Origin of the sequence: Pelosinus sp. IPA-1 (assembly GCF_030269905.1) — a bacterium.
In the GTDB taxonomy this organism is placed as follows: domain Bacteria; phylum Bacillota; class Negativicutes; order DSM-13327; family DSM-13327; genus Pelosinus.
In genome coordinates this window covers 183,821-207,061 of sequence record NZ_BSVC01000009.1, presented here as the reverse complement: position 1 = coordinate 207,061, position 23,241 = coordinate 183,821, and the positions used below count along the sequence as shown (strand labels likewise).

The window sequence follows — 23,241 nt, the reverse complement described above, 5'->3', positions numbered from 1 at the left end:
TAGTATCTTATAATTACGAGTATAGCAAAAGTTTTTATATAAAGATAGAGCCAGATATAAAGAGGGGGAATAATTTTGCACATGAAGTTGAGCAATAGCATTGCCCAAAAAATTGCGACGTTACTCTATGATATAAGCGGCCTTCCTGTAACAATTTGGGATAATAAAGATAGAATTCTCGTTGCGACAGGGACTTGTAACACCCTGTCTCAAAATAATGTAAGGTGCAAATCCCATACGAAAGATAGTAAAAAGGAACAAATTAATAGCTCTAATAGGACTATAGAGAGAATGATCCTTCGAATCGGAGAAACGGTAATCGGTAAAATTGCCGTTGAGGGTCCAAGCCAAATTGCTAATATAGTAGCTAGACTTGCAGCCGAATTTATTATGATTTTAGTGCAGGAAAGGGACTCCTGTTTGACAGCTGATGTTAAGGATTTTAAGAGAAGCGAAAATCGGCTTCCTATTTTGGCTAAGATATTTGAGAGCAGTGGCGAAGCGATTTCTATTACCGATAGAGAAAATCGCTTTGTTGCCGTAAACCAAGCCTTTTCCAACATCACAGGCTATGCTACTGAAGAGATAATTGGAAAACAACCTAGTATTTTAAAATCAGGTCGCCATGATCGTATTTTTTATCAAAATATGTGGGATTCCATTAATCAAAGCAGTTGCTGGCAAGGAGAGATATGGGAAAAACGCAAAGATGGAGCAATTTACTTAAAATGGTTAAGAATTGACCTAATAAAAGATAGTAAGGGTAATCTTATAAATTATTTAGCTACATTTACAGATATTAGCGAAAAAAAAGCGGCAGAGGAACGGATACATTATCTTGATCGGCATGATACTTTAACTGGGCTGCCGAATCGAAAAATGTTAGAAAAACAATTATTAACTGATATTGAACATGCTAAGCTTAGCAACAAACGTGTAGGCGTTATTTCAATGGATTTAGACCGATTTAAAAATATCAATGATTCTTTAGGTCATCAAATTGGTGATGAATTCTTAAAGCAAATAGCCCATCGGTTACAGTCATTTTCTGAAAAAACAAGTATTACAGTGCGGTTTAGTGGTGATGCTTTCATCATTATTTTGCCGATTATTTCGCGGAAAGAGGAAATTATTGCTCTGATCGGTGAAATCGTGAATGTTATTGAAAAACCCCTTGTCCATGGTGATTTAGAATTAATGATGACAGCTAGCATTGGTATTAGCATGTTCCCCGATGATGGGGATACCCCCGAGGTTTTGATCCGCAATGCGGACACGGCAATGCACAAGGTAAAAGACAATGGGCGCAATGGTTATGAATTTTTTGAGGCCAATATGAATGAATATGCATCGGAGCGTCTTATGCTCGAAAATAATCTGCGGCGAGCCTTAGATCGGGGAGAATTTATTTTGTTTTACCAACCGCAGTTTGATAGTAAAACAGAAAATGTGATTGGGGTAGAAGCGTTAATTCGGTGGAAACTTTCTACTGGAGAAATCATATCTCCGGCAGATTTTATCCCTATTTTAGAGGAAACAGGTCTTATTATCCCAGTTGGTGAGTGGATCTTATTAGAAGCTTGCAGGCAACACGGGCGATGGATTGAAATGGGGCTACCTCCCATTCCAATGTCAATAAATATATCTGCTATTCAATTTCATGATTCGGATTTTTTAATTATGCTTGGAGATGTTATAAGAAAAAGTGGCATAGATCCAAAGTATTTGGATTTAGAAGTAACGGAAAGTGTTGTAATGAGGCAACTGGAAGTTGTGATTAAGCAATTAGAAAGTATTAAGGGAATGGGAATTAGCTTATCGCTAGATGATTTTGGTACAGGCTTTTCAAGCCTTAGCTATTTGCGTTATTTTCCTTTAGATCGGCTGAAAATAGATCAATCTTTTGTGCGGGGATTGGCGGTAGCTTCTGTGAATGAGGCAATTATCGAATCGGTGGTTGCCCTTGGGAAAAGTTTAAAAATAAAAACCATAGCAGAAGGCGTAGAAACAAAGGAAGAACTGGAATTCTTGCGTAAACTGCAATGTGATGAAATACAGGGATATTACTTTTCAAGGCCTTTGCCGAGTGAAGAATTTGTGAGATGGTTTAAAATGAGATAAATATAAAACCCTTATACTATCAAATAGTATAAGGGTTAATTAACAAAAAAATGCAGTTATTCAAGTCGTAATGGCTAGGGCGGCAGGACTCGAACCTGCGGATGCGGGAATCAGAATCCCGTGCCTTACCAGCTTGGCGACGCCCCAATAAAAGTCACATACACAATTATATACTATATCTTTTTAAATAGCAAATTCATTTTCAGGATACTTTTCAACCCGTTGGTATACAGGGTGATAAGCTAAATTGGGACTAACTGCATTAATATTGACATAAATTAAGAACGCTGATAAAATTTGCAGTAGTAAATAGACTTAGGCAATAGTGCCTTCGAACTTTGCTCCCTTATAAGAGATTGCCTTTTCTAGTTACGCATTAGTAAATAAGGCAGAAGAATTGCAAAAACAATTAGAAATTTTAATATAAGAAAAAATCATATAATTACCCCCCGACCATAGGCACGGGGGGTAATTATATGAAAAGGTGGCCTGTCGGTGGATGGGCTAACAGATAGTAGGAGTAGCATGTATGCGTTGCAGAAAATAATAAATGAGAAAATGCCTAATCGAAACATAATGCCAACGAAATGCAATGAAAGGAGATAACAAATTTTTTGTTATTGAATAAAAAATGAAAAAATTGATTATTGCAGAAAAACCATCTGTAGCGAGAAATATTGCTGATGCAATAAATGCAAAGGTTAGAAAAGATGGATTTATTGAAGGAAATGACTATGTAATAACTTGGGCCTTCGGACATTTATTGCAATTATATGATGTGAAAGATTATGATCCGTCGTTAAAAGGCTGGCGATTGGAAAATTTCCCTTATATTCCACAGGAATTTAAATATAAAGTCAAAACCTCTGGGATTAATAAAGAACAAGTGGATAGCGGGGCGCAAAAGCAAATTAATATTATAAATACTTTGATTGCAAGATCAGATATTGAAGGGATTATTGCTGCAACAGATGATGATCGCGAAGGACAGGTGATTTTCGATGAAATAACAATTTATCTAAAAACGCAGAAACCGATTGAAAGATTACTGTTAAATGAATGGACAAGTGACGAAGTTCAAAGAGGATTGAAGAATTTAAAACCTAATAGCAATATGCAATCTTTACAGGATGCGGGAATAGGACGTCAACTGGCCGATTGGCTAATTGGCATTAATCTTACCTCAGTGGCGACTGTAAAATATCGCGGTGACGAAAAAATAAAAGTTTTAAATATTGGACGGGTCTTATTGCCAACATTGAAGATTATTTATGATCGTGATAAAGAAATAGAAAGCTTCCAAGAATCTAGGTATTATAAATTGATCGCAGAATTTAATACACGCGAAAATGTTACGTTTGAAGGTACCTATTATGAAGATGATAATGAAAAGTTTGAGCAGCAAGAGTATCTAGACGTCATAAGAGAGAAAATAAATGGCAAGAACGCTGTGGTTATGGCCAAGACGGTTGAAAGAAAAAAAGAATATCCACCATTTTTATTTAATTTATCGAACCTACAAGGGGTTATCACCAGTAAATATAAAGACTGGACATCAGATAAAGTATTAAAGACAGCACAATCTTTATATGAAAAAAAGGCTATTACTTATCCGCGTACGGCTAGCCAGGTTCTGGATGAAAGTTTAATAGAGAAAACTGAAAAAGTATTAAATACTCATAAGCAGGGTAATCCATTTGCGAATGAGATTATATTTCACACGGCTAAAAGGATATTTGATAGTAAAAAGGTTGAAAGCCATTCAGCAATCATTCCTACATACATGTTACCGGGGAATTTAACCAATGATGAAAAGATTGTCTATGATGAAATAAAAAATCGTTTTCTAGCGCAATTTATGCCTATTGCTGAGAGCGAGGAAACTATTTTAACTATTAAGATTGATGATAATCTGCTAAAAGGGATATTTATCAGTAAAGGCAAAGTTCAGCTTACTGAGGGATGGAAAAAAATAGAGAAGGTAACTACTAAAGAAGTAGATTTGCCAATGATAAAGGAAAAGGAACAGTTGGTAGTCGAAAATGGAAAGGTAACTGAAATTAAGCGTAAAGCCCCTAAAGCTCATAACGAAAAAACGTTGTTACGGGTTATGGAGACTTGTGGGAAAAGTTATGAAAAAGAAGATTCTGAAGAAATGATGTTGGCAATACTGAGCGGATTTAGTATCGGGACACCGGCAACTAGGGCTGAGACAATAAAAAAACTAAAAGACGTTGGCTATATAAGAGCCAAAGGGAAAAGTCTTGTTTGCACTGATCTAGGCAGAATGCTAGTTGAAAGCTTTCCGGTACCTGATCTGTTTGATTTAGAGTATACTGGTAAGCTTGAAAAAACACTTGCCGATATTGAAAAAAGGAAATTTCACAAAAGCGATTTTATTAATATGATAGTAGAGTTTATAAATAAATCAGTTAATGATATAAAAAATGATCCGAAATTCGGCGCGAAAAGTACTGTGGCCAGCGATGTGGAAATATTGGGGCAGTGTCCGGAATGCAGTAGTCCTGTGGTGGAAACGCCTAAAAGCTTTGGTTGTAGCAATTGGAAAAATGGCTGTAAATTTGCGATATGGAAAGATGATCGATACATTACGAGTTTTGGCAAGCAAGTTTCGCCGGAAATGATTAGACTGTTGCTGCAAAATGGCCGGGTAGGTTTTCGGGGGCTAAAAAGTAAAAAAGGAACAAATTTTGCTGCATATTTTCATTATGTAAAAGATGAGAATACGAGCCGCTATAATTGGAGCATAGAGTTTATTGATAATTGATATTAAATCATACTAAGCACGCAAATGTCCTATAAATATATGCTGTACAATGAAATAAAGGGGCATAATCTACGTCGTGTTAATCGAGACGATTGAAACAACTTTAGACTATATAACGAATAAATAGAACCGCGATAGTAAAGCGTCCATAAAATTTAAACGAAATTATTTAAGCTACTAAGGACTGAATCCTGTATTACACAGTGCTCAGTCCATTTAATTTGTCTTTAATTGTATCGAAGATTGATCTGGGAGATCGTTTTAAAATCGCATGGTAGACGATAAGGCTGAGCTAAATAGTTTTGATCAACAAACTATTGTTACGACTTTATGGCAAAAAGCCAAGGAATATCTTCAAAAAATGGCAAAACCTCTTTACTACTTACAAAAGATGCAATTTTAATATGAAAACCTGTCGAAAGAGGCAGGATTTTAACTCAAAATTGTAGTAATATAGTAAATGTTGGTTAATGCATAAAAATACAAATTCTTTTACTATATAGCTTTTAAAAGTAGCTATATAGGGAGGTTATCATGAAAAAAGCTAAAGTCCTATTGGTTGATGATGATGGTATTGCCCTATTGGTACATAAGAAGATGTTGGAGGGATATTCTCATGTCATAACAGCAACGAATGCAAATGATGCCTTAGAATTAATAAAGAAGGATTCTTCGATTGCTGTAATTGTATCTGATCAGTACATGCCTGAAATGAATGGGATTGAACTATTACAAATTGTACGTACAATGGCGCCTGCTATGGTTCGCATTATGATTACCGGTTTTGCAGATTTAGATGTTGCAATGCAGGCAGTAAATATGGGTAATGTTTTTCGTTTTTTAATGAAACCTTGTTGCAAGGAAGATTTGGTACTAGCGGTAGCGGACGGGATTGATAAATACTGTAAGATAACTGGAGGAACTTTAGAACACGAAGTACTAACCGAACAGTTGACAGAGAGAGAGCGAGAGGTTCTCATCATGTTAGGTAACGGCTTTACAAGCGGAGAGATTTCCTTGGCTATGGGAATTACCATTGGTACTGTTAAAACACATGTAAACCATATTTTTGGTAAGTTAGAGGTTAACAGCAGAATTAAAGCGGTAGCCCGAGCAAAAAAAATTGGTATTATATAAGAAAAGGTTATTTTGTTTTGGGGGATATCTATAGAAGATGTTCCCATTTTTATTTTTAATATCTATATCCTTTGGATGATGTAATTTTAAGATAATTAATCTATATTAAGAGTAAAAAATGATTTTGGAGAGACGTAATGAATGTAGAACTTACATTACTATTAGTGCTGTCGGGAGCTTCTTTTTCGATTTCTTACTATATTTGGCGAAACCAATTTGTATATGGATTATGGTTGTTTTGGAGTATAACCTTCTTAGGGCTTATGTTAGATGTGATTGGATTTTTTATATATGAAGGCTGGGATAGTGCAATGATAAGCATAGCCGCAGCATTTCTATGTATAGTAGTTACTAGTTTTCTTACTTTTAAATTTGTCGCCGTAGTGCCAACGGCTAAAAACATAATATTTGAAAATATGGGCGAAGGCGTAGTCGTACTTGATACTAAAAATCGGATACTCGACATAAATCACAGGCTTGAAAAGATCGTAAATATTAAAAAAAGTGATGTAGTAGGAATTTCGGTAGAAAAGATAACATCTAAATGGCTGAAACAAGCGGTTCAAGGTGATGGCCCTGTGCGTTATTCTATTACGATGCAACTTGGAGATGTCTATTATGAGGTTAATTCTAAATTATTAGAGCATGAGGGGAAGGTAGTTGGTAGGGTCGTTGTATTATCGAATATTACAAGTCGTATTTTGGCGGAGCAACGCCTAGGACAGTTGTTGCAATCAGAAGAAAAACTACTGCAGACTGAAGTACTAGCTCATATGATGTTTAATCATCATCAAGCTTTGATGATGATAATCGAAAGTAAGACAGGGCATATACTGGAGGCTAACAAAGCGGCAGAAAACTTTTATCAAATCCCTTTAGTTGGACGCTTAACTTCCGAATTGCTTGAGTCGCCTCACAATGTAGTGGAACAGGATATAGAACAATATGCTAAGATTGGAGAGTATCAGTTTACGACACGGCATAGGCTCGCATCCGGTGAAGTAAAAGATTTATCCGTGCATCTGACAACAAAGGTAGTTGGTGAGATGATATTATCCTTTTCAATTTCCGAAGATATTACGGAAAAACTGCAATTGGAGAAAGCGCTGCGAGAGGCTAAAGAAAAAGCGGAAAATGCAAACCAGGCGAAGGATAATTTTTTGGCGATTATTAGTCATGAGCTTCGTACTCCGATGAATGGTATCTTAGGTATGGCGAAATTGGTATTGGGAACGAAATTACAACCTGACCAGCGGGAAAGTTTAGAATTGGTATTGGTTTCGGGAGAAAAGCTATTAGGTTTGTTAAATGATTTATTGGATTTAGCAAAAATAAATGATGGGAAGCTAGAATTGGAATGTATTTATTTTTCATTGCAGGATATGATGAATGAATTTGGTAGGCTTATAAAGATAAAATCACGGAAAAAAGGTCTACAGTGTATGATCCATATTGAGGATGACGTACCAATGGGATTGTATGGCGATCCTAGGCGTTTACAGCAAATTTTAATGAATTTAGCAGATAATGCAGTCAAATTTACGAAAAGTGGATTAATTGCCATTACTGTCAATGTAAAGCAACGGCTTGATGGGACGATAAAACTCTTATTTACTGTACGGGATACGGGGATCGGTATTCCTCAGGACAAGATTAATGTTATTTTTCATAAGTTTACACAAGTTGATTCATCGACGACACGTAAATATGGTGGCACTGGTTTAGGGCTTAGCATTGTAAAACATTTGGTAGAAAGTATGGATGGCGCGGTATGGGTAGAGAGCAGCTTAGGAAAAGGCAGTTCTTTTTATTTCACGATTGACTTTGCTGTACCTAAGAATATCCCTGATAACAGCCTCTTAGAACTGGGCTCTCAGGAGAGCAATAAAGAACATGAAAATATTAAACCACTGAAGATTCTATTAGTTGAAGATGAATTTATTAACCAAAAAGTGGCTATAAAATTACTGTCGAATCAAGGTCATATAGTTACCTTAGCGAGTAATGGACGTCAAGGGGTAGAACTATTTTCGACGGAGCACTTTGATGTAATTTTTATGGATATACAAATGCCAGAAATGGATGGAATTCAAGCAACCGCAGCGATTCGTGAAGTAGAAAAAAGAGCTGGTGGTACTAAGCATACTCCTATTATAGCTATGACGGCTTATGCCATGAAAGGGGATCGGGAGCGTATGCTAGCTGCAGGATTGGATGAATATGTAAGTAAACCCCTAGATTTTGATTTACTTACTTCCATATTAACAAAAATCGATCAAGAGAGGTATGGTAGTGGGGTGAAGGATGATTTAATAAACCCAACTGAGGACCAAGAAGTCTTGAATAGTACCTATCTGGAGCAACTCATGACGTTATGCATGGATGACGTAGAAACTGTTAGAGCTGTTATTAGTTGTTTTCTAGATAATGGTGCCCAATATATGGAGAATATAGAAAAAGCAGTAGCGGAAAAGGATGCCATCCAACTAAAAATGAGTGCTCATCGCTTAAAAGGTGCCGCTACATATTTTGGCAATCAGACAGTGGTAGATTGTGCAGCTCGGCTAGAGAAGATGGGACATGACAAACAACTATCTGAAATTGAAATGGTTTTTGAGCAGCTTCAAAAAGCTACAGATGAATTAAAGTTAGGGTTAAAAGAGGCTTGGGATGTTTTAAATCAAAAAAGATAAAAAAACACACGGAAAAACCGTGTGTTTCTTTTTATATTAGATTGTTAGTGCTGTATTGGATCACCAGAAAAGACTTTTAGAATTTCAAAATTAAGTTTTTGTGTTTCCAATATAGCAGTTACTTTTGCATCAATATGTTGTAGGGTAATAATTAGGTCATCTTGATTGTCCGTAGCAAGATGATCGATGGTTGCGTGTATCTTCTTTAGTTCCCCGGAAGTGAGTTCTTCTAGATTGTGTAGACGCCGGTCAATGTTCTCCATTGTTGTCAGTAATTTGTTTAATGTTTCTTCTTTCATGTGATCCACCCTGTCTTTATCAAGTCTTAATCATGTATATTAGCTGAAAGTTAGTATTTTTGTCGATTCATTGTACATTTTTTATGCTCCAACGTCAATAATTATTCGAATCTAAAAGGAAATAAAGATATAGCGATAGTAAACTCTCGCCACGTCAAATATTTTTTACGGAATCAGAAAGTATAACACTTTCTTGATTCCAAGTAAGAACGACTAAGGCTTCTGCCTACGTTTGAGAACTTGGCCTAAACCAAGTCTTTTCTTATATCTTTTGGATCTAGGATTGCAATAGCTCCTTCTTCACCAGTACGAATTCGAATAGCATTTTCAATAGGATAAATAAAGATCTTTCCATCTCCGATTTTACCCGTAGAACACACCCTTTTTACTGTTGCGATTACCTTTTCGACAGGGACCTCACATACTACGATTTCTATTTTGATGCCAGCTAAAAGGTTAATGTTATACTCCTTACCTCGATATATCTCTGTATGGCCTTTCTGTAAACCACAGCCAAAGACTTGACTTACAGTCATACCGGTAACGCCAATCGTATTTAACGCCTCTTTTAATTCTTCCAATTTACCGGGACGAGTTACTATGTCAATTTTGGTCATTTTCATTTATTATTACCACCTTTTTATAATAAATTATGGTTTTGGTGGCCAAATTCCCCAATTTAGGTTTGTCATTTCTCGCGCAGGGTCTTCATTGCCAGAGAAAGCAAGAGGAGATCCGGCTGTTAGATCTTGATAGATGTAGCCTCGTTCACCATGTTCTGTAAGATCAAGCCCTACCGATTCTTGATCGGCATCAACACGTATAGGAGCAAGAGCGCTGATGATTTTGAGGATCATATAGGTTCCGGCTGCTGCGAAGAGTACGCTGGCTCCAATGCCAATTAATTGTATCGTTAATTGATGAGGGTTGCCAAAAAAGAAGCCGTCTGCTCCTGCTGGGTTTATCGCTTTCGATGCAAATAAGCCAGTAGCAAAAGTTCCCCAAATGCCGCCGATGCCATGGACGCCAAAAACGTCAAGAGAGTCGTCGTAACTGAATTTTGCTTTTAAGCGGCTAACAGATAAGAAACATAAAACGCCTGATATACCTCCAATAAAAGCGGCGGGCAGGACATCGACAAACCCTGCTGCAGGTGTAATAGATACTAATCCAGCGATGCCACCACTGACGGCACCTAAAACAGTTGGTTTACCATGATATAGCCATTCGGTCATTACCCAAGTCAAGGTGGCCGCTGCACCTGCAGCATGGGTAGTAACAAAAGCATGTACAGCCAAACCATTGGCGCCAAAGGCACTGCCTGCATTAAAACCTAACCAACCAAACCATAGTAAAGAGGCGCCGAGAACGGTCATTGGAAGATGGTGGGGGAGAATAACCTCGGTATTATAATCCTTACGTTTTCCGATAAAGATCGCAATGATAAGTCCAGATATACCTGATAAGATTTCGATCACCGTACCACCGGCGAAATCTAGCAGCCCCATTTCTCGTAGCCAGCCACCTGTGCCCCATACCCAATGAGCAAAAGGATCGTAAACAAAGGTGGCCCACAGGAGCGTGAAAAGAATAAAAGCGGGGAATTTCATCCTTTCGGCAAAGGCACCACTGATTACAGCTGGAGTAATAATAGCAAACATAGCCTGGAAAATCATAAAAGCCATATGTGGAACCGTTGCTGCATAATCCGTATTCGGCACTTGTCCGACAGTAGCGAGACCTAGCCAGGAAAAACTTCCAATTAAGTGGTTTATATCAGGGCCAAAGGCTAAGGTATAACCAAATAATATCCATTGAACTGAAATTAGGCCAATTAGAAAAAAACTTTGCATGATGATACTCAATACATTTTTAGCCCTCACCATACCGCCATAAAATAATGCTAGGCCAGGCGTCATCAGCATAACGAGTGCAGCGCATGTTAATAAAAAAGCAGTGTCACCCGTGTCGATTTTGGGAAATTCATTAGATACCGAGGCTTCTGCGAAGGCCGTTGTTGTAGTAAACATCATAAAGAGAATATAGGTACCTATTCTAATAATTAGCTGTTTCATGCCATATTCCTCCTAGTTTATAGTAGTAACATAAAGAGAAAATTAAATGAAAAAGGACAAAGATGTCCTAAGGAATATTCCTTAGGACATCTTTGTCCTTGACAAGTGTACAATATTCTGCGGTATGCGCAAAATATTGTCTACCTGTTTACTATAAAAGTTATAAGTAGAATATAGCAGGATTTTAAAAGCGTGTCAATTGGGTGAAGATAGAATATATTGTAAAGTTAATGCAATCCTAATAGAGAGAATCTAATTTTTGACGTAAAAAAGAACCTGACAGCTAAAACTGTCAGGTTCAAAAGGAGGATTATCGTTATAATAGAAAGTGCTAGTAAAAGAATGTTATGATTTAATCTCTTGGGGATCGATGATCGCAATATCCCCTTCTTCGCCAGTGCGAATTCGAACGGCATTTTCGATTGGATAAACAAAGATTTTGCCATCCCCGATTTTTCCTGTACGACATACTTTTTTGATTGTTTCTACTACTGTTGTTACAGGTACTTCGCATACGACTATTTCAACTTTGATACCAGCTAAAAGATTAATATTATATTCTTTGCCGCGATACACTTCCGTATGGCCTTTTTGTAATCCACAACCAAACACTTGGCTGACTGTCATACCTGTAACGCCAATGGCTGCTAAAGCTTCTTTCAACTCTTCAAGCTTTCCAGGACGGGTCACAACATCAATTTTGGTTATTTTCTGCATGTCACTTTACCACCTTTCCCATTGATTATTTAGAATGTGACGCTTGTAGAATAGGGCTTACTAGTGATTCTTTTGATTGATCAGCAGCAAGAGAGAAGGCTAAAGAAGAACCAGCGGTTAAATCTTGATAGGTATAACCACGTTCGCCATGTTCGGCGATATCAAGGCCGATATCTTCATGAGTTTCATCAGAACGAACTTGCATAAAGATACTAATTACTTTTAAAAGAAGTAAGGTCATAACAGCTGCAAAAACCCAAGTAACAGCCACACCAATTAATTGAGTAACAACCAAATCTGGGTTACCGAAGAATAATCCATCAGCACCTGCTGGGTTTATTTCCTTAGAAGCAAATAAGCCAGTAGCTATGGCGCCCCAAGTACCGCCAAGACCATGAACACCAAAAGCATCAAGTGCATCATCATAACCAAGTTTTGCTTTTACTATACTAACGGCGCTGAAACAGATGGCGCCACCCGCTAAACCAATAATAATGGCAGGTACTGTACTAACAAAACCTGCAGCAGGAGTTATGGCGACAAGACCTGCAACACAACCGCTAGCTGCACCTAAGATTGTTGGTTTACCATTGACTTTCCATTCTGTTAAAACCCAAGAAATCGTGGCTGCAGCTGCTGCAACATGAGTAACAACAAAAGCACTAGCGGCAAGACCGTTGGCGGATAATGCACTGCCTGCATTAAAACCGAACCAGCCAAACCAAAGAAGAGAAGCACCGATAAGAGTCATTGGCAGATGATGTGGCAACATAATTTCCGTGCCGTATCCTTTGCGTTTGCCAATAAATAAAGCAACTACCAAACCAGAGATGCCTGAAGAAATATGAACTACAGTACCGCCAGCAAAATCTAGAACTCCCATTTCACGCATCCAACCACCTACGCCCCACACCCAGTGAGCTAGAGGATCATAAACAAAGGTGGCCCAAAGAAGAATGAATACAGCAAAAGCTGAGAATCTCATACGTTCTGCGAAGGCGCCAGTAATTAAAGCTGGTGTGATAACGGCAAACATGAGCTGAAAGATCATGAAGGCTAAATGAGGGATGGTAGCTGCGTAATCCGCATTTGCTGTTTGGCCTACGTCGTTTAAACCAAACCAAGCAAAGCTACCAATAAAGTGATTAATATCAGGTCCAAAGGAAAGTGTATAACCCCAAAGTACCCATTGTACAGAAATAAGTCCAATAATAAAGAAACTTTGCATAAGAGTGCTGAGTACGTTTTTGGTTCTGACCATACCACCGTAAAATAAGGCTAAACCAGGTGTCATGATCATAACTAGGGCCGCACTTAGTAAAACGAAAGTAGTATCACCTGTGTCAATTTTAGCGACTTCGGCAACTGTTTCTGTTGCTTCAGCGAATACTGTTACGACACTAAGTAACATCATAAGAACAGCAGTACTCATAATAGTAAATAGCTTTTTCATGTTAAAATCCTCCCATTTTTGTTATAGATAATTTGTTTTATATTTCCAAATGGAAAGAAAAAAAGCGCCTAAAGGTAATAATACCTTTAGGACGCCTTTGTCCTAATAGACAGAAAAACCTCCGCAAAATAAATTGCGAAGGCATCATTGCCTATTAATATAAAATTTATTAACTGAATTATAACAGTACGTAGAGACTGTGTCAATAGAAAAAGATAATAAAAGTATTAAAGGGCACAAACAAAAGAAAATAAAAAAATCCGAACAAAAACTAAACATTTATATATAAAATTCGGAAAAAATGAGTTATAATGTTTGTTGGATTCCGAGCAATAAAATTGGTAAGAAGAGTTCTGTAAGCAAAATTTAAAGCAAGTTTTATGTATGTATTCTAGTTAAATATAATAATATGAAGGAGTCAATAATGAACAATAAATATGATGTAGCTATTATTGGTGGAGGGCCTTCGGCAATTTTTGCAGCCTATGAGTTAGTAAGTAATAATCCTTCAATTCGTGTAGTTATGATTGAGGAAGGTCACGATATTCACCAAAGAAAGTGCCCTATTTCCGAGAAAAAGGTGACCCATTGTATCGGTTGTAAACCTTGTAATATAATGAGAGGATTTGGTGGGGCAGGTGCTTTTTCTGATGGGAAATATAACTTTACCAGTGAATTTGGAGGCTGGCTTAATGAATATATTTCGGATGCCCAAGTGGAAGAACTAATTGATTATGTAGATTCTATTAATTTGCAATATGGAGCACCAGCAGAATTTTTTACAACTAAAAATAGTACCATTCGTAAAAAAGCCATCGCTCATGATTTACACCTTTTGCAAGCAAAAGTTCGACATTTAGGCACAGAAAATAATTTGCAAATCCTAAAATGCATTAATGAAATCCTGAAGGATAAAATTACCATATTGTTTAATAAACATGTAGATGAGTTTAAGCAGCAGGGGGAAAAGTTTATCCTTAGCCTACAAGATAGTGATGAGGCCATTGAATGTGATTATCTGATCGCGGCTCCTGGTCGTGCCGGTTCAGAATGGTTTTCTAAAAAGTGTAAGGATATGGGGATGACAATTTCTAGCAATCAAGTAGATGTTGGAGTGAGAGTTGAAATTCCAGCAGAAGTATTTCAACATGTTACTGATGAGGTGTATGAAGCCAAATTAGTATATCGAACGAAACAATATGGGGATTTAGTACGTACTTTCTGTATGAATCCCAAAGGTTATGTGGTAGCGGAAAATACAGATGGTATCATTACTGTGAATGGACATAGTTATCGGGACGAAAAATTGCATAGTAAAAATACTAATTTTGCATTATTAGTAAGTAATCGTTTTACTGAACCTTTTAATGAACCTCATCAATACGGTAAGCGGATTGCCTCTTTCTCAAATATGTTAGGCGGAGGAGTATTGGTACAACGATTTGGTGATTTGATAAAGGGGCGTAGAACGAATGAACATCGTCTGGCCCAGAGTTTTACTAAACCGACACTTGCTGCAACGCCTGGAGATTTAAGCTTAGTTCTGCCTAAACGTCATTTGGATAATCTAATTGAAATGATTTATGCCTTAGATAAAATTGCCCCAGGTATGGCAAACGATGATACACTACTCTATGGTGTAGAAGTGAAGTTTTATAGTTCTCGTTTGAAATTGACAGAAGAGCTAGAAACACAGATTCCCAATATGTTTGGTATTGGAGACGGAGCTGGCGTAACGAGGGGGCTGTCCCAAGCCAGTGCCAGTGGTGTATATGTAGCTAGAATCATTAAGAAGAGAATGGAAAAAAGGTCATAACAAGTAGTGAGGGAGGGGCTTTCTTTTAGAAAACAAAGGAAGCCTCCCTATATATAAATATCTATAAAAATAGATAAATAAATAAAAATTATTTGACATGTGAAAAAATAAACAGATTTCATTGCAAAAAACTATAACCGACATAGCTTTTTGCTATAGCGAAAAAGTGAGTAAAAGTGAGAATGGCTGAGGAAAAAGGACAAAATAGCAATAAGATTCACCGTAAGTACTAGTGAATCTTATTTATGAATATGTTATTGTTATACTAAGAAGATGGAGGTGCATATATATGCAAAATGAAACCGTGGCCAAAAAGCCTCATGTTGTTATTGTTGGTGCTGGTTTTGGGGGAATCCGCACAGCAAGGGCTTTAGCAAAAAATGATGTAAAAATTACTCTTATTGATAAGTATAATTATCATTTATTTCAACCCCTGTTGTATCAAGTCGCTACTGCTGGATTATCTGTGGATGATATTGCTTATCCCGTTCGTGCTATTTTTAGGGACCAAAAGAATGTAGATTTTCGTTTAGCGGAAGTATCAAATGTAGATTTTGAAACTAAAGTTGTTACGATGAACACAGGTCAAATTAGCTATGATTATCTAGTGGTAGCAGCGGGTGGTATGACAAACTATTTTGGCATGGCTTCCATGGAGAAAAATGGCTTTGGTATGAAAACTCTTGATGAGTCCGTTGAGATTCGTAATCACGTGTTACGTATGTTTGAATTAGCCGCTCATGAGAGAGACGCAGATAAACGTCGTGCTTTACTAACTTTTGTTATTGTTGGTGGCGGTCCTACTGGTGTAGAGTCAGCGGGTGCCCTTTCCGAGTTGATTTATCATGTAATGGTTAAGGAATACCATAATATGAATTTCAAAGAAGTACGTATTATGCTAGTCGAGGCTTCCGATAAGCTATTAGCAACTATGCCAGAAGAATTACGAGATATTACAGTAGAAACCTTAATCCGTAAACATGTAGAAGTACGGATGTGTGTGCAAGTGACAGAGTATGATGGTCAACGTATGAGCCTTAAAGGCGGCGAAGTCATTCCGACTTACACCGTGATTTGGGCTGCTGGGGTAAAAGCTAACAATTTAATAGACACTCTAGACGTGGAGCAAGCTAGTATGCGTAGAGCGGTTGTAAATGAATACTTGCAGCTACCTACTCGTCCAGAAGTCTTTATTATCGGTGATGCAGCACATTGTATGCAAGGTGAACGGCCATTGCCGATGGTTGCTCCTGTTGCTATGCAGCAAGCAGATGCTACCGCTAAAAATATAAGAAACATAATTAGGGGCAAAGAACTTAAGAAATTTGTCTATAAAGAGATGGGGAATATGGCTACGATTGGTCGTAATGCTGCTGTCGTTCATATGGGGAAATTTAAGACTCATGGTTTTTTTGCTTGGGCAATTTGGTCTTTTGTTCATATCTTACGCCTAATCGATTTCCGGAATCGGGCAGTTGTCTTTGTAAAATGGATGTGGGACTATCTTGTTTACGAACGAGTAGTGCGCATTATTACCCGGCAATAATATAAATAGTAACGGGCAGGAGAAAACTGTTTGTTACTATTTTTATTTCATCACCCTTGGATCTCACGCAGCTTTAATATAGAATATATCGTTTCTACTTAACCCTCATATTCCTCCAATTACCATCCAAGTTGTTCCACTGAGCGGTTTTTGGTTTCCTCCACAGTAATACTTAAGGTAAGTTATATATGAATCGATTTTATATATAACTTAAAAAATAGGAGGAGGTTTATTGTGAACGGTATTTATCTTGTCATTATTGCTGCACTTTGGCTAACGCTAGCTTATCGCATTTATGGTTCTTTCATTGCCGCTAAAGTGCTTACTCTAGACGCAGAGCGGGCTACACCGGCAGTACGTCTAGACGATGGTCGGGATTATGTTCCGACAAACAAGTGGGTTACCTTTGGTCATCATTTTGCGGCCATAGCCGGTGCTGGACCTTTGGTCGGTCCGGTAATCGCAGCACAGTTTGGGTATCTTCCAGGAACTTTATGGTTATTAATTGGGGCAGTTTTTGCTGGTGCTGTCCATGATATGGTGATTTTGTTTGCCTCAGTCCGCCATAATGGCCTATCAGTGGCGCAAATCGCAAAAAAAGAAGTCAGTAATATATCTGGTTTTTGTACTTCGATTGCGGTCTTATTTCTGCTAATTATTACTCTTGCTGGTATGGCTGTAGTTGTAGCGAATGCCTTGTACAACAGTCCTTGGGGTACATTTACTGTTGCTGCGACGATTCCTATTGCAATCTTTATTGGTATTTATTTACGTTGGCTGCGACCTGGTAAAATTCAAGAAGCTTCCGTTATTGGTGTTTTGTTGGTTTTGGCAGCTGTTTTTGTTGGTCCTTGGATACAACATTCTTCCTTGGCACCATATTTTACATTTGATGTAAGGCAATTATCTATTATGCTAGCCTTTTATGGCTTTTTTGCAGCTGCATTGCCAGTATGGTTGTTGTTAGCGCCTCGAGACTATCTGAGTACCTACATGAAAATTGGTACAATCGCAGCTTTGACAATTGGTATTATTGTAGTTAGACCTGAAATTCAAATGCCTGCATTTAGTCAATTCGTCAATGGGGGCGGACCCGTTATTGGCGGTCCAGCCTGGCCGTTTGTTTTTATTACAATTGCCTGTGGTGCGTTATCTGGGTTTCACTCTTTAATCAGTACTGGTACAACACCGAAAATGTTGACAAATGAACGAGAAATTCTTCCTATCGGTTATGGTGCTATGTTAGTAGAAAGCTTTGTTGCCTTAATGGCATTGATTGCTGCTACAAGCTTAAATCCTGCTGACTATTTTGCAATCAACTCAACTCCTGCGGCTTTTGCCAAATTGGGATTAGTAGTTGATCAATTACCTCACTTGTCCGAAATGGTTGGTGAAAATATAACAGGCCGTCCGGGTGGTGCCGTTTCTTTGGCGGTTGGCATGGCTCATATTTTCTCGAAAATACCTGGTATGGAATCGTTAATGTCCTTCTGGTATCACTTTTGTATTATGTTTGAGGCATTGTTTATTCTAACACTGATTGATGCCGGTACTCGCGTTGGTCGTTATTTATTACAAGAAATGGGCGGCGTAATCTATAAACCACTCAAAAATACTCACTGGTGGCCTGGAATTATCTTTACAAGCGCCTTGATTTGTTTTGCTTGGGGCTATCTAGTACTACAAGGTAATATTTCCACGATTTGGCCTTTATTTGGTGTTTCAAATCAATTATTAGGTACTTTGACTCTTGCAATTGGTACGACAATGCTCTTTCGTATGGGCCGGGGGCGATATGCCTGGATCACAATCATGCCAATGATTTTCTTGGCAACTGTCACATTTACTGCAGATTATATGAACATTTTTAATACATATTTGCCAGCAAAAAATTATCTTCTAGCTGGCGTAAGTGGTGTAATGTTTGTTTTAGTAATCGTTGTTCTTGTTGACTCAATTATTCGCTGGGTAAAGTTATCGCGAACGGTTCCACCTGATTATAACAACGAATCAGCAAAAACAAAGACAATTCTTAGTTAGAGTCAATAAAGAAGGTTAAGAAAAGAAGTTCCGCTAGTCGGAACTTCTTTTTACGGAATCAGAAAGTATAACACTTTCTTGATTCCAAGTGAAGGACGACTAAGGCTTCTGCCTGCGTCCGGGGACTTGGCACAAGCCAAGTCTTTTTTTATGGTATCAGAATTTATAAGTTTCTAGTTAAAAAGATTGAACCACAAAGACACAATGCCGCTATCGCGGCACACAAAGAAGATGGGAATGAACCCCTTTGTGACCTTTGTGTCTTTGTGGTTCAAAAAGGACGCGTAGCGTTTTTCTTATTTATAATCATGATTGCATAGATGATATGATTTATATATAATGAATTGGAAACATGTGGGGTTTATAGGGGGTTATAAAATGATAGATATGCCAGCCATCATTTCAAACAATGTAATTGATAATATGAAGGGATGGAGCATCGATCTAAAAATACCGGATATGTCTTCTGTAATTTCTGTTTTAAAAGAGACTTGGGATCTACAGACTTTTACCAACTTAGAGCAGGGAAAGGTCGCAGTTCCTGATGATGTAATAAATCAATCGCTGGCAGCTATGTTAGAGGGGAATGGCCAGGTCAAGGAATTGTCAATTACATCATTAGACGATAAAAAAATAAAAATTACAGCATTAACAAAAACAGCAGGGCACATTATTTTTATATGCCGTGTGGAACAGTTTGAACATAATAAGGACTATTCTGTGATGAAGCTGAAAATTTTAGATAAAAAATTGCCTGATAAGCCGATTGTATCCTGGATTTTTTCTAAAGTAAGCTTGGCTATGGTAACTAAGTTAGTAGGTAATGTAAATCCGGGACAAGGCTTAGCAGTGAAAATTACTGGCAACGAGGTAACCATTGATTTTCATCAAGCCTTATATAATTCTTCACTTGGTGGTGTCGATATATTAGGTTATAAGCCACTAGACGCTATGATCATTACAGAAGCAGCGCCGCAAAAGGGGTTTGTAAATTTTACAACTAGTATTGATATGCCAGACAATGTTAAAAACATGATTAAGAATGTACTGCCTTAAAGTTGGAAGATAAATTCTAGAGGGTAGAGAAAAACAGGCATTGTGATAATGCCTGTTTTTCTCTGCGTTACTATGTACATTGTTTTAGATCATTGGTACATAATCTGGGGTGCACATGCGGAGGATAGTAATATTCTTTTCTGTGGAAAGATCAATAAGCTTTTCGTCAGTGGTACGTACAATTGGAATATTAGAGTTAGACGCAGGGAAGAAAATGATAGTTGCTTCTCGGTTATCACTAAGGATAACATTACAATTAACAAGGGAATCACGGACTTGCTGCGTAAATAATTGACAAATGGAAGGATCTAGCTTGCCAAACATTTCGTGAGATAAGACGTTAAGAGCAGTAAATGGATTGCAATATTCTTCCTGATAAGCGTTTTTATGAAAAATATTAGCGATGGCAATGATCTTAGCATATTTATGAATCTTGGAACCGTCAACTCCCATAGGAGCTCCTGTTCCATCTAGGTATTCGTGATGCTGTAGTACGCTGAGGATAATTTCATCGGGAATACCTTTTACACTTCTAAGTAACTTTGCGCCATTAATCGTATGAGATTGAGGCTCGGGGAGATTATCAGTACTAACGACCATTCTGCCAATATCATGAAGCAATCCAGCTAAGGTCAATGCTTTCATTTCTTCTTCATTAAAATGCAATTGTCGGCCGATTAAGCCACTAATGTAGGATACCATTACGGTATGGTGAGAGATTTTAGTAGCCAGTTGAAAGTCATTGATTAATAAATAATCCATAAGAGCAGGTCCTGTTGTAAGGATTGAAGAATAAATAGCAAAAGAAGTATCTTTAAGAGATAAGACGGGTACCTTATTTTTGCTACGTACAAAATCAAAAGAATTCTCAGCCGACGTTGTAATTGAATCATATTCTTGTAAAAACTGGATACATTCTGGAGAAACAAAAAATGAAGAAGGCGGTGTTTTCGGCTGGGCTGCTTCTTGTGTTGACGGATCGTGATCATCTTCTATATTAATGAAGACGTAATTTACGTCCCACATACTTAATAATGAGATTGTCCGCTGGCTTATTGTGCTTCCCTTGCCCAACAGAATTTTTCCGTTAGGAGTAATGACGGCATCACTAAGAATCAACCCTGGTGTCAAATCGTTTACGGAAATCATTTTGTTAGCGATAAGAATCAACTCCTCTAATTTTATAGCGATCGTTTGGGAATTTAAAATGCAATAGTAGAATCTAAAAATAAAGTATATGTATTATTATACATGTTCAACTGAAATTACCAAAGTAATTTAGAAGAATAGGTAACTTATTTTATGATTCTTCTTATGCAAGTTACAGAATGAGAGTTATAATAGCAATTAAGAGTAAAATTTGTGTGAAATACGGAGGAAAAGAAAATTGATATATTTTATTAAGTTCCTATATAGTACATTTTTGTTTCCCCCAGGGATTTTTATTGTCGGATTTTGTTTATTCTGTCTTTTATTATATCGTCAAAAATCTGTATTTACAAAAGGGGTTGTGCTACTGACATTCCTATTTTATTTAAGTACTATTCCCTTTGTAAGTGATCGGATTATCGGTTCTTTAGAAAGTACATATCAACCTCCCCAGATTGTAAGTGGAGATGTGATTATTATGCTGGGGGGCGGTGCAACTCTAGATACACCGAATGTATATGGTTTAGGTCATTTATCCGGATTTGCTGCTAACCGTCTTTTAACTTGCGCGCAGCTCTATCAAAAACTTCATATTCCCATTATTGTGTCAGGGGGAAAGGTGCTAGAGACAACGGGTAGTGAAGCCGATATTTCTAAAGTGATTTTAATCGGGCTTGGGGTGCCCGCGGAGAAAATAATTGTAGAAAATAAAAGCTTAAATACAACGGAGAATGCCAAATTTACAAAAGAATTAATAAAACAGTATGATTTTAAACAGCCTATTCTCGTGACATCGGCTTTTCATATGGAAAGGTCTGTCCTGCAGTTTAATAAAGTTGATATAGCTGTCACGCCTTATCCAACAGATTACCAGACCAATGTAGAACGGAAATTTCAGCCTCATCAATTATGGCCTTCAGCAAGTGCTCTTCTAGATATCAGTTTAGCTCTAAAAGAGTATGTAGGAATTTTAGCTGTAAAGTGGTACTGAGTGCCGTTGTAATATAGTGCTAGAGTATTTATAAAATACTGGGTGTAGACATTTGCCATATAAGACTGTTACAATAATGCAAGGATCAAATATGATAAAATAGTATTAATCGTTTAATAATAAAAATATTTAAGAAAAGAAGTGAAGATATGATAGGTGTAAGCAAATTGCTTTGTGATACAGAAAATTTTGGGGATAAACTTCGTTATGCTCCAGGTGTTCATGGACAACGCCATGGTGCTGCTCATGGTATGGGGCCAGTACTTTCTTGGAATATTACTAGAACCTGTAATTTAAAGTGCGTACACTGCTACTCTGATTCTGACGGCAAAAAGTATGAAGGTGAATTAACAACAAAAGAAGCCAAAAAATTCATTGATGATTGTGCTGATTTTAAGGTGCCGGTATTGTTATTGTCAGGAGGAGAACCTTTAATCCGCCCTGATGTATTTGAATTAGTGGAACATGCGAATAAACATAACATACGTGTTACTTTTTCTACGAATGGTACTTTAATTGATAAACAGTTAGCAAAAGATATTAAAGCATTAAATGTAGGTTATGTTGGTATTAGTCTTGACGGATTAGGTGAGGCTAATGATAAGTTTCGTGGCAAGGCAGGAGCTTTTGATAAGGCGTTAGAAGGTATTCGAAACTGTTTAGAAGTTGGGCAGCGCGTCGGATTGCGTTTTACCATTAACCGCTATAACTTCCATGATCTTGAGAATATTTTTCGGCTTATTAAAGAAGAAAAGATTCCTCGGGTCTGTTTTTATCACCTAGTGTATTCGGGTAGAGCTTCGCAAATGATGGAACATGATGTTACCCATGAAGAGTCTCGCCAGGCGATGGATCTCATCATGAATAAGGCAGTAGAACTTAATAAAACCTGTGAAATCCTGACAGTTGATAATCATGCCGATATTGTATACTTGTATTTGCAATCATTAAAAAATGATCCTGTCCGTGCGGAAAAAGTATGGGAATTAATGATGCGCAATGGTGGCAATCGTTCTGGTATTGCCTTTGGTAATGTGGATCCACTGGGGAATGTGCATTCCGATCAATTTACGCAAAATTACACTTTTGGTAATGTTCGTGATCGTTCCATTGGAGATATATGGAAGGATGAATCGAACCCTATATTAGCGGGCTTAAAGGATCGCAAGGCTTTACTGCAAGGCCGTTGCGGTATCTGTAAGTGGTTAAGGGTTTGTAATGGTAATTTCCGCGCCCGTGCTGAAGCTGCTACCGGTAACTTTTGGGAGTCGGATCCAGCTTGTTATTTAACAGATGAGGAAATCGGAATCAGTAAATAGGATATAACCAGGCTTGCTGTCATCTGAGGGTGACAGCTTTT

General features: G+C 37.6%; 16 protein-coding genes and 1 tRNA gene. 10 read left to right on the top strand and 7 right to left on the bottom strand.

Annotation, left to right across the window (positions count from 1 at the left end; all coding sequences use genetic code 11):
* Positions 1-81: 81 nt before the first annotated feature.
* Positions 82-2,121 carry a putative bifunctional diguanylate cyclase/phosphodiesterase gene (locus QSJ81_RS21175; RefSeq protein WP_285719379.1) on the top strand — a complete coding sequence of 680 codons (2,040 nt, stop codon included), beginning with the start codon at positions 82-84 and terminating at the stop codon, positions 2,119-2,121.
* A 71-nt stretch (positions 2,122-2,192) separates the two neighbouring features.
* On the opposite strand, the gene QSJ81_RS21170 is transcribed toward QSJ81_RS21175, so the two are convergent.
* Positions 2,193-2,268: transfer RNA gene (locus QSJ81_RS21170), tRNA-Gln, on the bottom strand.
* 484 nt (positions 2,269-2,752) lie between these two features.
* Between QSJ81_RS21170 and QSJ81_RS21165 the strand changes: the two genes are divergently transcribed.
* The 3 genes from QSJ81_RS21165 (at position 2,753) to QSJ81_RS21155 (ending at position 8,739) form a co-directional block, all read left to right on the top strand.
* Entirely contained in the window at positions 2,753-4,909 is a 2,157-nt protein-coding gene (locus tag QSJ81_RS21165) for a type IA DNA topoisomerase (protein ID WP_285719337.1), read from the top strand.
* A 534-nt stretch (positions 4,910-5,443) separates the two neighbouring features.
* On the top strand, positions 5,444-6,046 hold the full coding sequence (locus tag QSJ81_RS21160) for a response regulator transcription factor (protein ID WP_285719336.1): 603 nt from the start codon (positions 5,444-5,446) through the stop codon (positions 6,044-6,046).
* 137 nt (positions 6,047-6,183) lie between these two features.
* The gene (locus tag QSJ81_RS21155) at positions 6,184-8,739 is read left to right on the top strand and encodes a PAS domain-containing hybrid sensor histidine kinase/response regulator (RefSeq protein ID WP_285719335.1); all 2,556 of its coding nucleotides are present in this window, start codon (positions 6,184-6,186) and stop codon (positions 8,737-8,739) included.
* Between the two features lie 44 nt (positions 8,740-8,783).
* Here QSJ81_RS21155 and QSJ81_RS21150 read toward each other — a convergent pair whose 3' ends face one another.
* The 5 genes from QSJ81_RS21150 to QSJ81_RS21130 form a co-directional block, all read right to left on the bottom strand.
* A complete protein-coding gene (locus QSJ81_RS21150) occupies positions 8,784-9,038 on the bottom strand; it encodes a hypothetical protein (RefSeq protein ID WP_285719334.1) in 255 nt (84 codons plus the stop codon).
* A gap of 245 nt (positions 9,039-9,283) precedes the next feature.
* On the bottom strand, positions 9,284-9,661 hold the full coding sequence (locus QSJ81_RS21145) for a P-II family nitrogen regulator (protein WP_285719333.1): 378 nt from the start codon (positions 9,659-9,661) through the stop codon (positions 9,284-9,286).
* Positions 9,662-9,688: 27 nt separating this feature from the next.
* Positions 9,689-11,113 (bottom strand): ammonium transporter, encoded by a 1,425-nt coding sequence (locus QSJ81_RS21140; RefSeq protein ID WP_285719332.1) that lies wholly within the window; start codon positions 11,111-11,113, stop codon positions 9,689-9,691.
* Positions 11,114-11,458: 345 nt separating this feature from the next.
* A complete protein-coding gene (locus QSJ81_RS21135; protein ID WP_038674137.1) occupies positions 11,459-11,830 on the bottom strand; it encodes a P-II family nitrogen regulator in 372 nt (123 codons plus the stop codon).
* Between the two features lie 25 nt (positions 11,831-11,855).
* On the bottom strand, positions 11,856-13,283 hold the full coding sequence (locus tag QSJ81_RS21130) for an ammonium transporter (protein ID WP_285719331.1): 1,428 nt from the start codon (positions 13,281-13,283) through the stop codon (positions 11,856-11,858).
* A gap of 424 nt (positions 13,284-13,707) precedes the next feature.
* Between QSJ81_RS21130 and QSJ81_RS21125 the strand changes: the two genes are divergently transcribed.
* The 4 genes from QSJ81_RS21125 to QSJ81_RS21110 all read left to right on the top strand — a co-directional run bounded on the left by QSJ81_RS21125 (position 13,708) and on the right by QSJ81_RS21110 (position 19,741).
* Positions 13,708-15,099, top strand: coding sequence for an NAD(P)/FAD-dependent oxidoreductase (locus QSJ81_RS21125; RefSeq protein ID WP_285719330.1), 1,392 nt, complete (start codon positions 13,708-13,710; stop codon positions 15,097-15,099).
* Between the two features lie 289 nt (positions 15,100-15,388).
* Positions 15,389-16,645, top strand: coding sequence for an NAD(P)/FAD-dependent oxidoreductase (locus QSJ81_RS21120; protein ID WP_285719329.1), 1,257 nt, complete (start codon positions 15,389-15,391; stop codon positions 16,643-16,645).
* 234 nt (positions 16,646-16,879) lie between these two features.
* The gene (locus QSJ81_RS21115; RefSeq protein ID WP_285719328.1) at positions 16,880-18,685 is read left to right on the top strand and encodes a carbon starvation CstA family protein; all 1,806 of its coding nucleotides are present in this window, start codon (positions 16,880-16,882) and stop codon (positions 18,683-18,685) included.
* Between the two features lie 378 nt (positions 18,686-19,063).
* Positions 19,064-19,741 (top strand): hypothetical protein, encoded by a 678-nt coding sequence (locus tag QSJ81_RS21110; RefSeq protein WP_285719327.1) that lies wholly within the window; start codon positions 19,064-19,066, stop codon positions 19,739-19,741.
* Positions 19,742-19,825: 84 nt separating this feature from the next.
* On the opposite strand, the gene QSJ81_RS21105 is transcribed toward QSJ81_RS21110, so the two are convergent.
* Positions 19,826-20,911: an HD-GYP domain-containing protein gene (locus tag QSJ81_RS21105; RefSeq protein WP_285719326.1), complete on the bottom strand. Its 1,086-nt coding sequence runs from the start codon at positions 20,909-20,911 to the stop codon at positions 19,826-19,828.
* Between the two features lie 217 nt (positions 20,912-21,128).
* Between QSJ81_RS21105 and QSJ81_RS21100 the strand changes: the two genes are divergently transcribed.
* On the top strand, positions 21,129-21,881 hold the full coding sequence (locus QSJ81_RS21100) for a YdcF family protein (protein ID WP_285719325.1): 753 nt from the start codon (positions 21,129-21,131) through the stop codon (positions 21,879-21,881).
* Positions 21,882-22,030: 149 nt separating this feature from the next.
* On the top strand, positions 22,031-23,200 hold the full coding sequence (gene nirJ1, locus QSJ81_RS21095; RefSeq protein WP_285719324.1) for a putative heme d1 biosynthesis radical SAM protein NirJ1: 1,170 nt from the start codon (positions 22,031-22,033) through the stop codon (positions 23,198-23,200).
* Positions 23,201-23,241: the final 41 nt, after the last annotated feature.

Excerpts from the sequence above, each read along its gene's own strand:
- nirJ1 (WP_285719324.1), top strand. The coding sequence starts at position 22,031 with ATGATAGGTGTAAGCAAATTGCTTTGTGATACAGAAAATTTTGGGGAT.
- QSJ81_RS21155 (WP_285719335.1), top strand. The coding sequence starts at position 6,184 with ATGAATGTAGAACTTACATTACTATTAGTGCTGTCGGGAGCTTCTTTT.
- QSJ81_RS21120 (WP_285719329.1), top strand. The coding sequence starts at position 15,389 with ATGCAAAATGAAACCGTGGCCAAAAAGCCTCATGTTGTTATTGTTGGT.
- QSJ81_RS21160 (WP_285719336.1), top strand. The coding sequence starts at position 5,444 with ATGAAAAAAGCTAAAGTCCTATTGGTTGATGATGATGGTATTGCCCTA.
- QSJ81_RS21140 (WP_285719332.1), bottom strand. The coding sequence starts at position 11,113 with ATGAAACAGCTAATTATTAGAATAGGTACCTATATTCTCTTTATGATG.
- QSJ81_RS21150 (WP_285719334.1), bottom strand. The coding sequence starts at position 9,038 with ATGAAAGAAGAAACATTAAACAAATTACTGACAACAATGGAGAACATT.
- QSJ81_RS21125 (WP_285719330.1), top strand. The coding sequence starts at position 13,708 with ATGAACAATAAATATGATGTAGCTATTATTGGTGGAGGGCCTTCGGCA.
- QSJ81_RS21145 (WP_285719333.1), bottom strand. The coding sequence starts at position 9,661 with ATGAAAATGACCAAAATTGACATAGTAACTCGTCCCGGTAAATTGGAA.
- QSJ81_RS21130 (WP_285719331.1), bottom strand. The coding sequence starts at position 13,283 with ATGAAAAAGCTATTTACTATTATGAGTACTGCTGTTCTTATGATGTTA.
- QSJ81_RS21165 (WP_285719337.1), top strand. The coding sequence starts at position 2,753 with ATGAAAAAATTGATTATTGCAGAAAAACCATCTGTAGCGAGAAATATT.
- QSJ81_RS21110 (WP_285719327.1), top strand. The coding sequence starts at position 19,064 with ATGATAGATATGCCAGCCATCATTTCAAACAATGTAATTGATAATATG.
- QSJ81_RS21135 (WP_038674137.1), bottom strand. The coding sequence starts at position 11,830 with ATGCAGAAAATAACCAAAATTGATGTTGTGACCCGTCCTGGAAAGCTT.
- QSJ81_RS21175 (WP_285719379.1), top strand. The coding sequence starts at position 82 with ATGAAGTTGAGCAATAGCATTGCCCAAAAAATTGCGACGTTACTCTAT.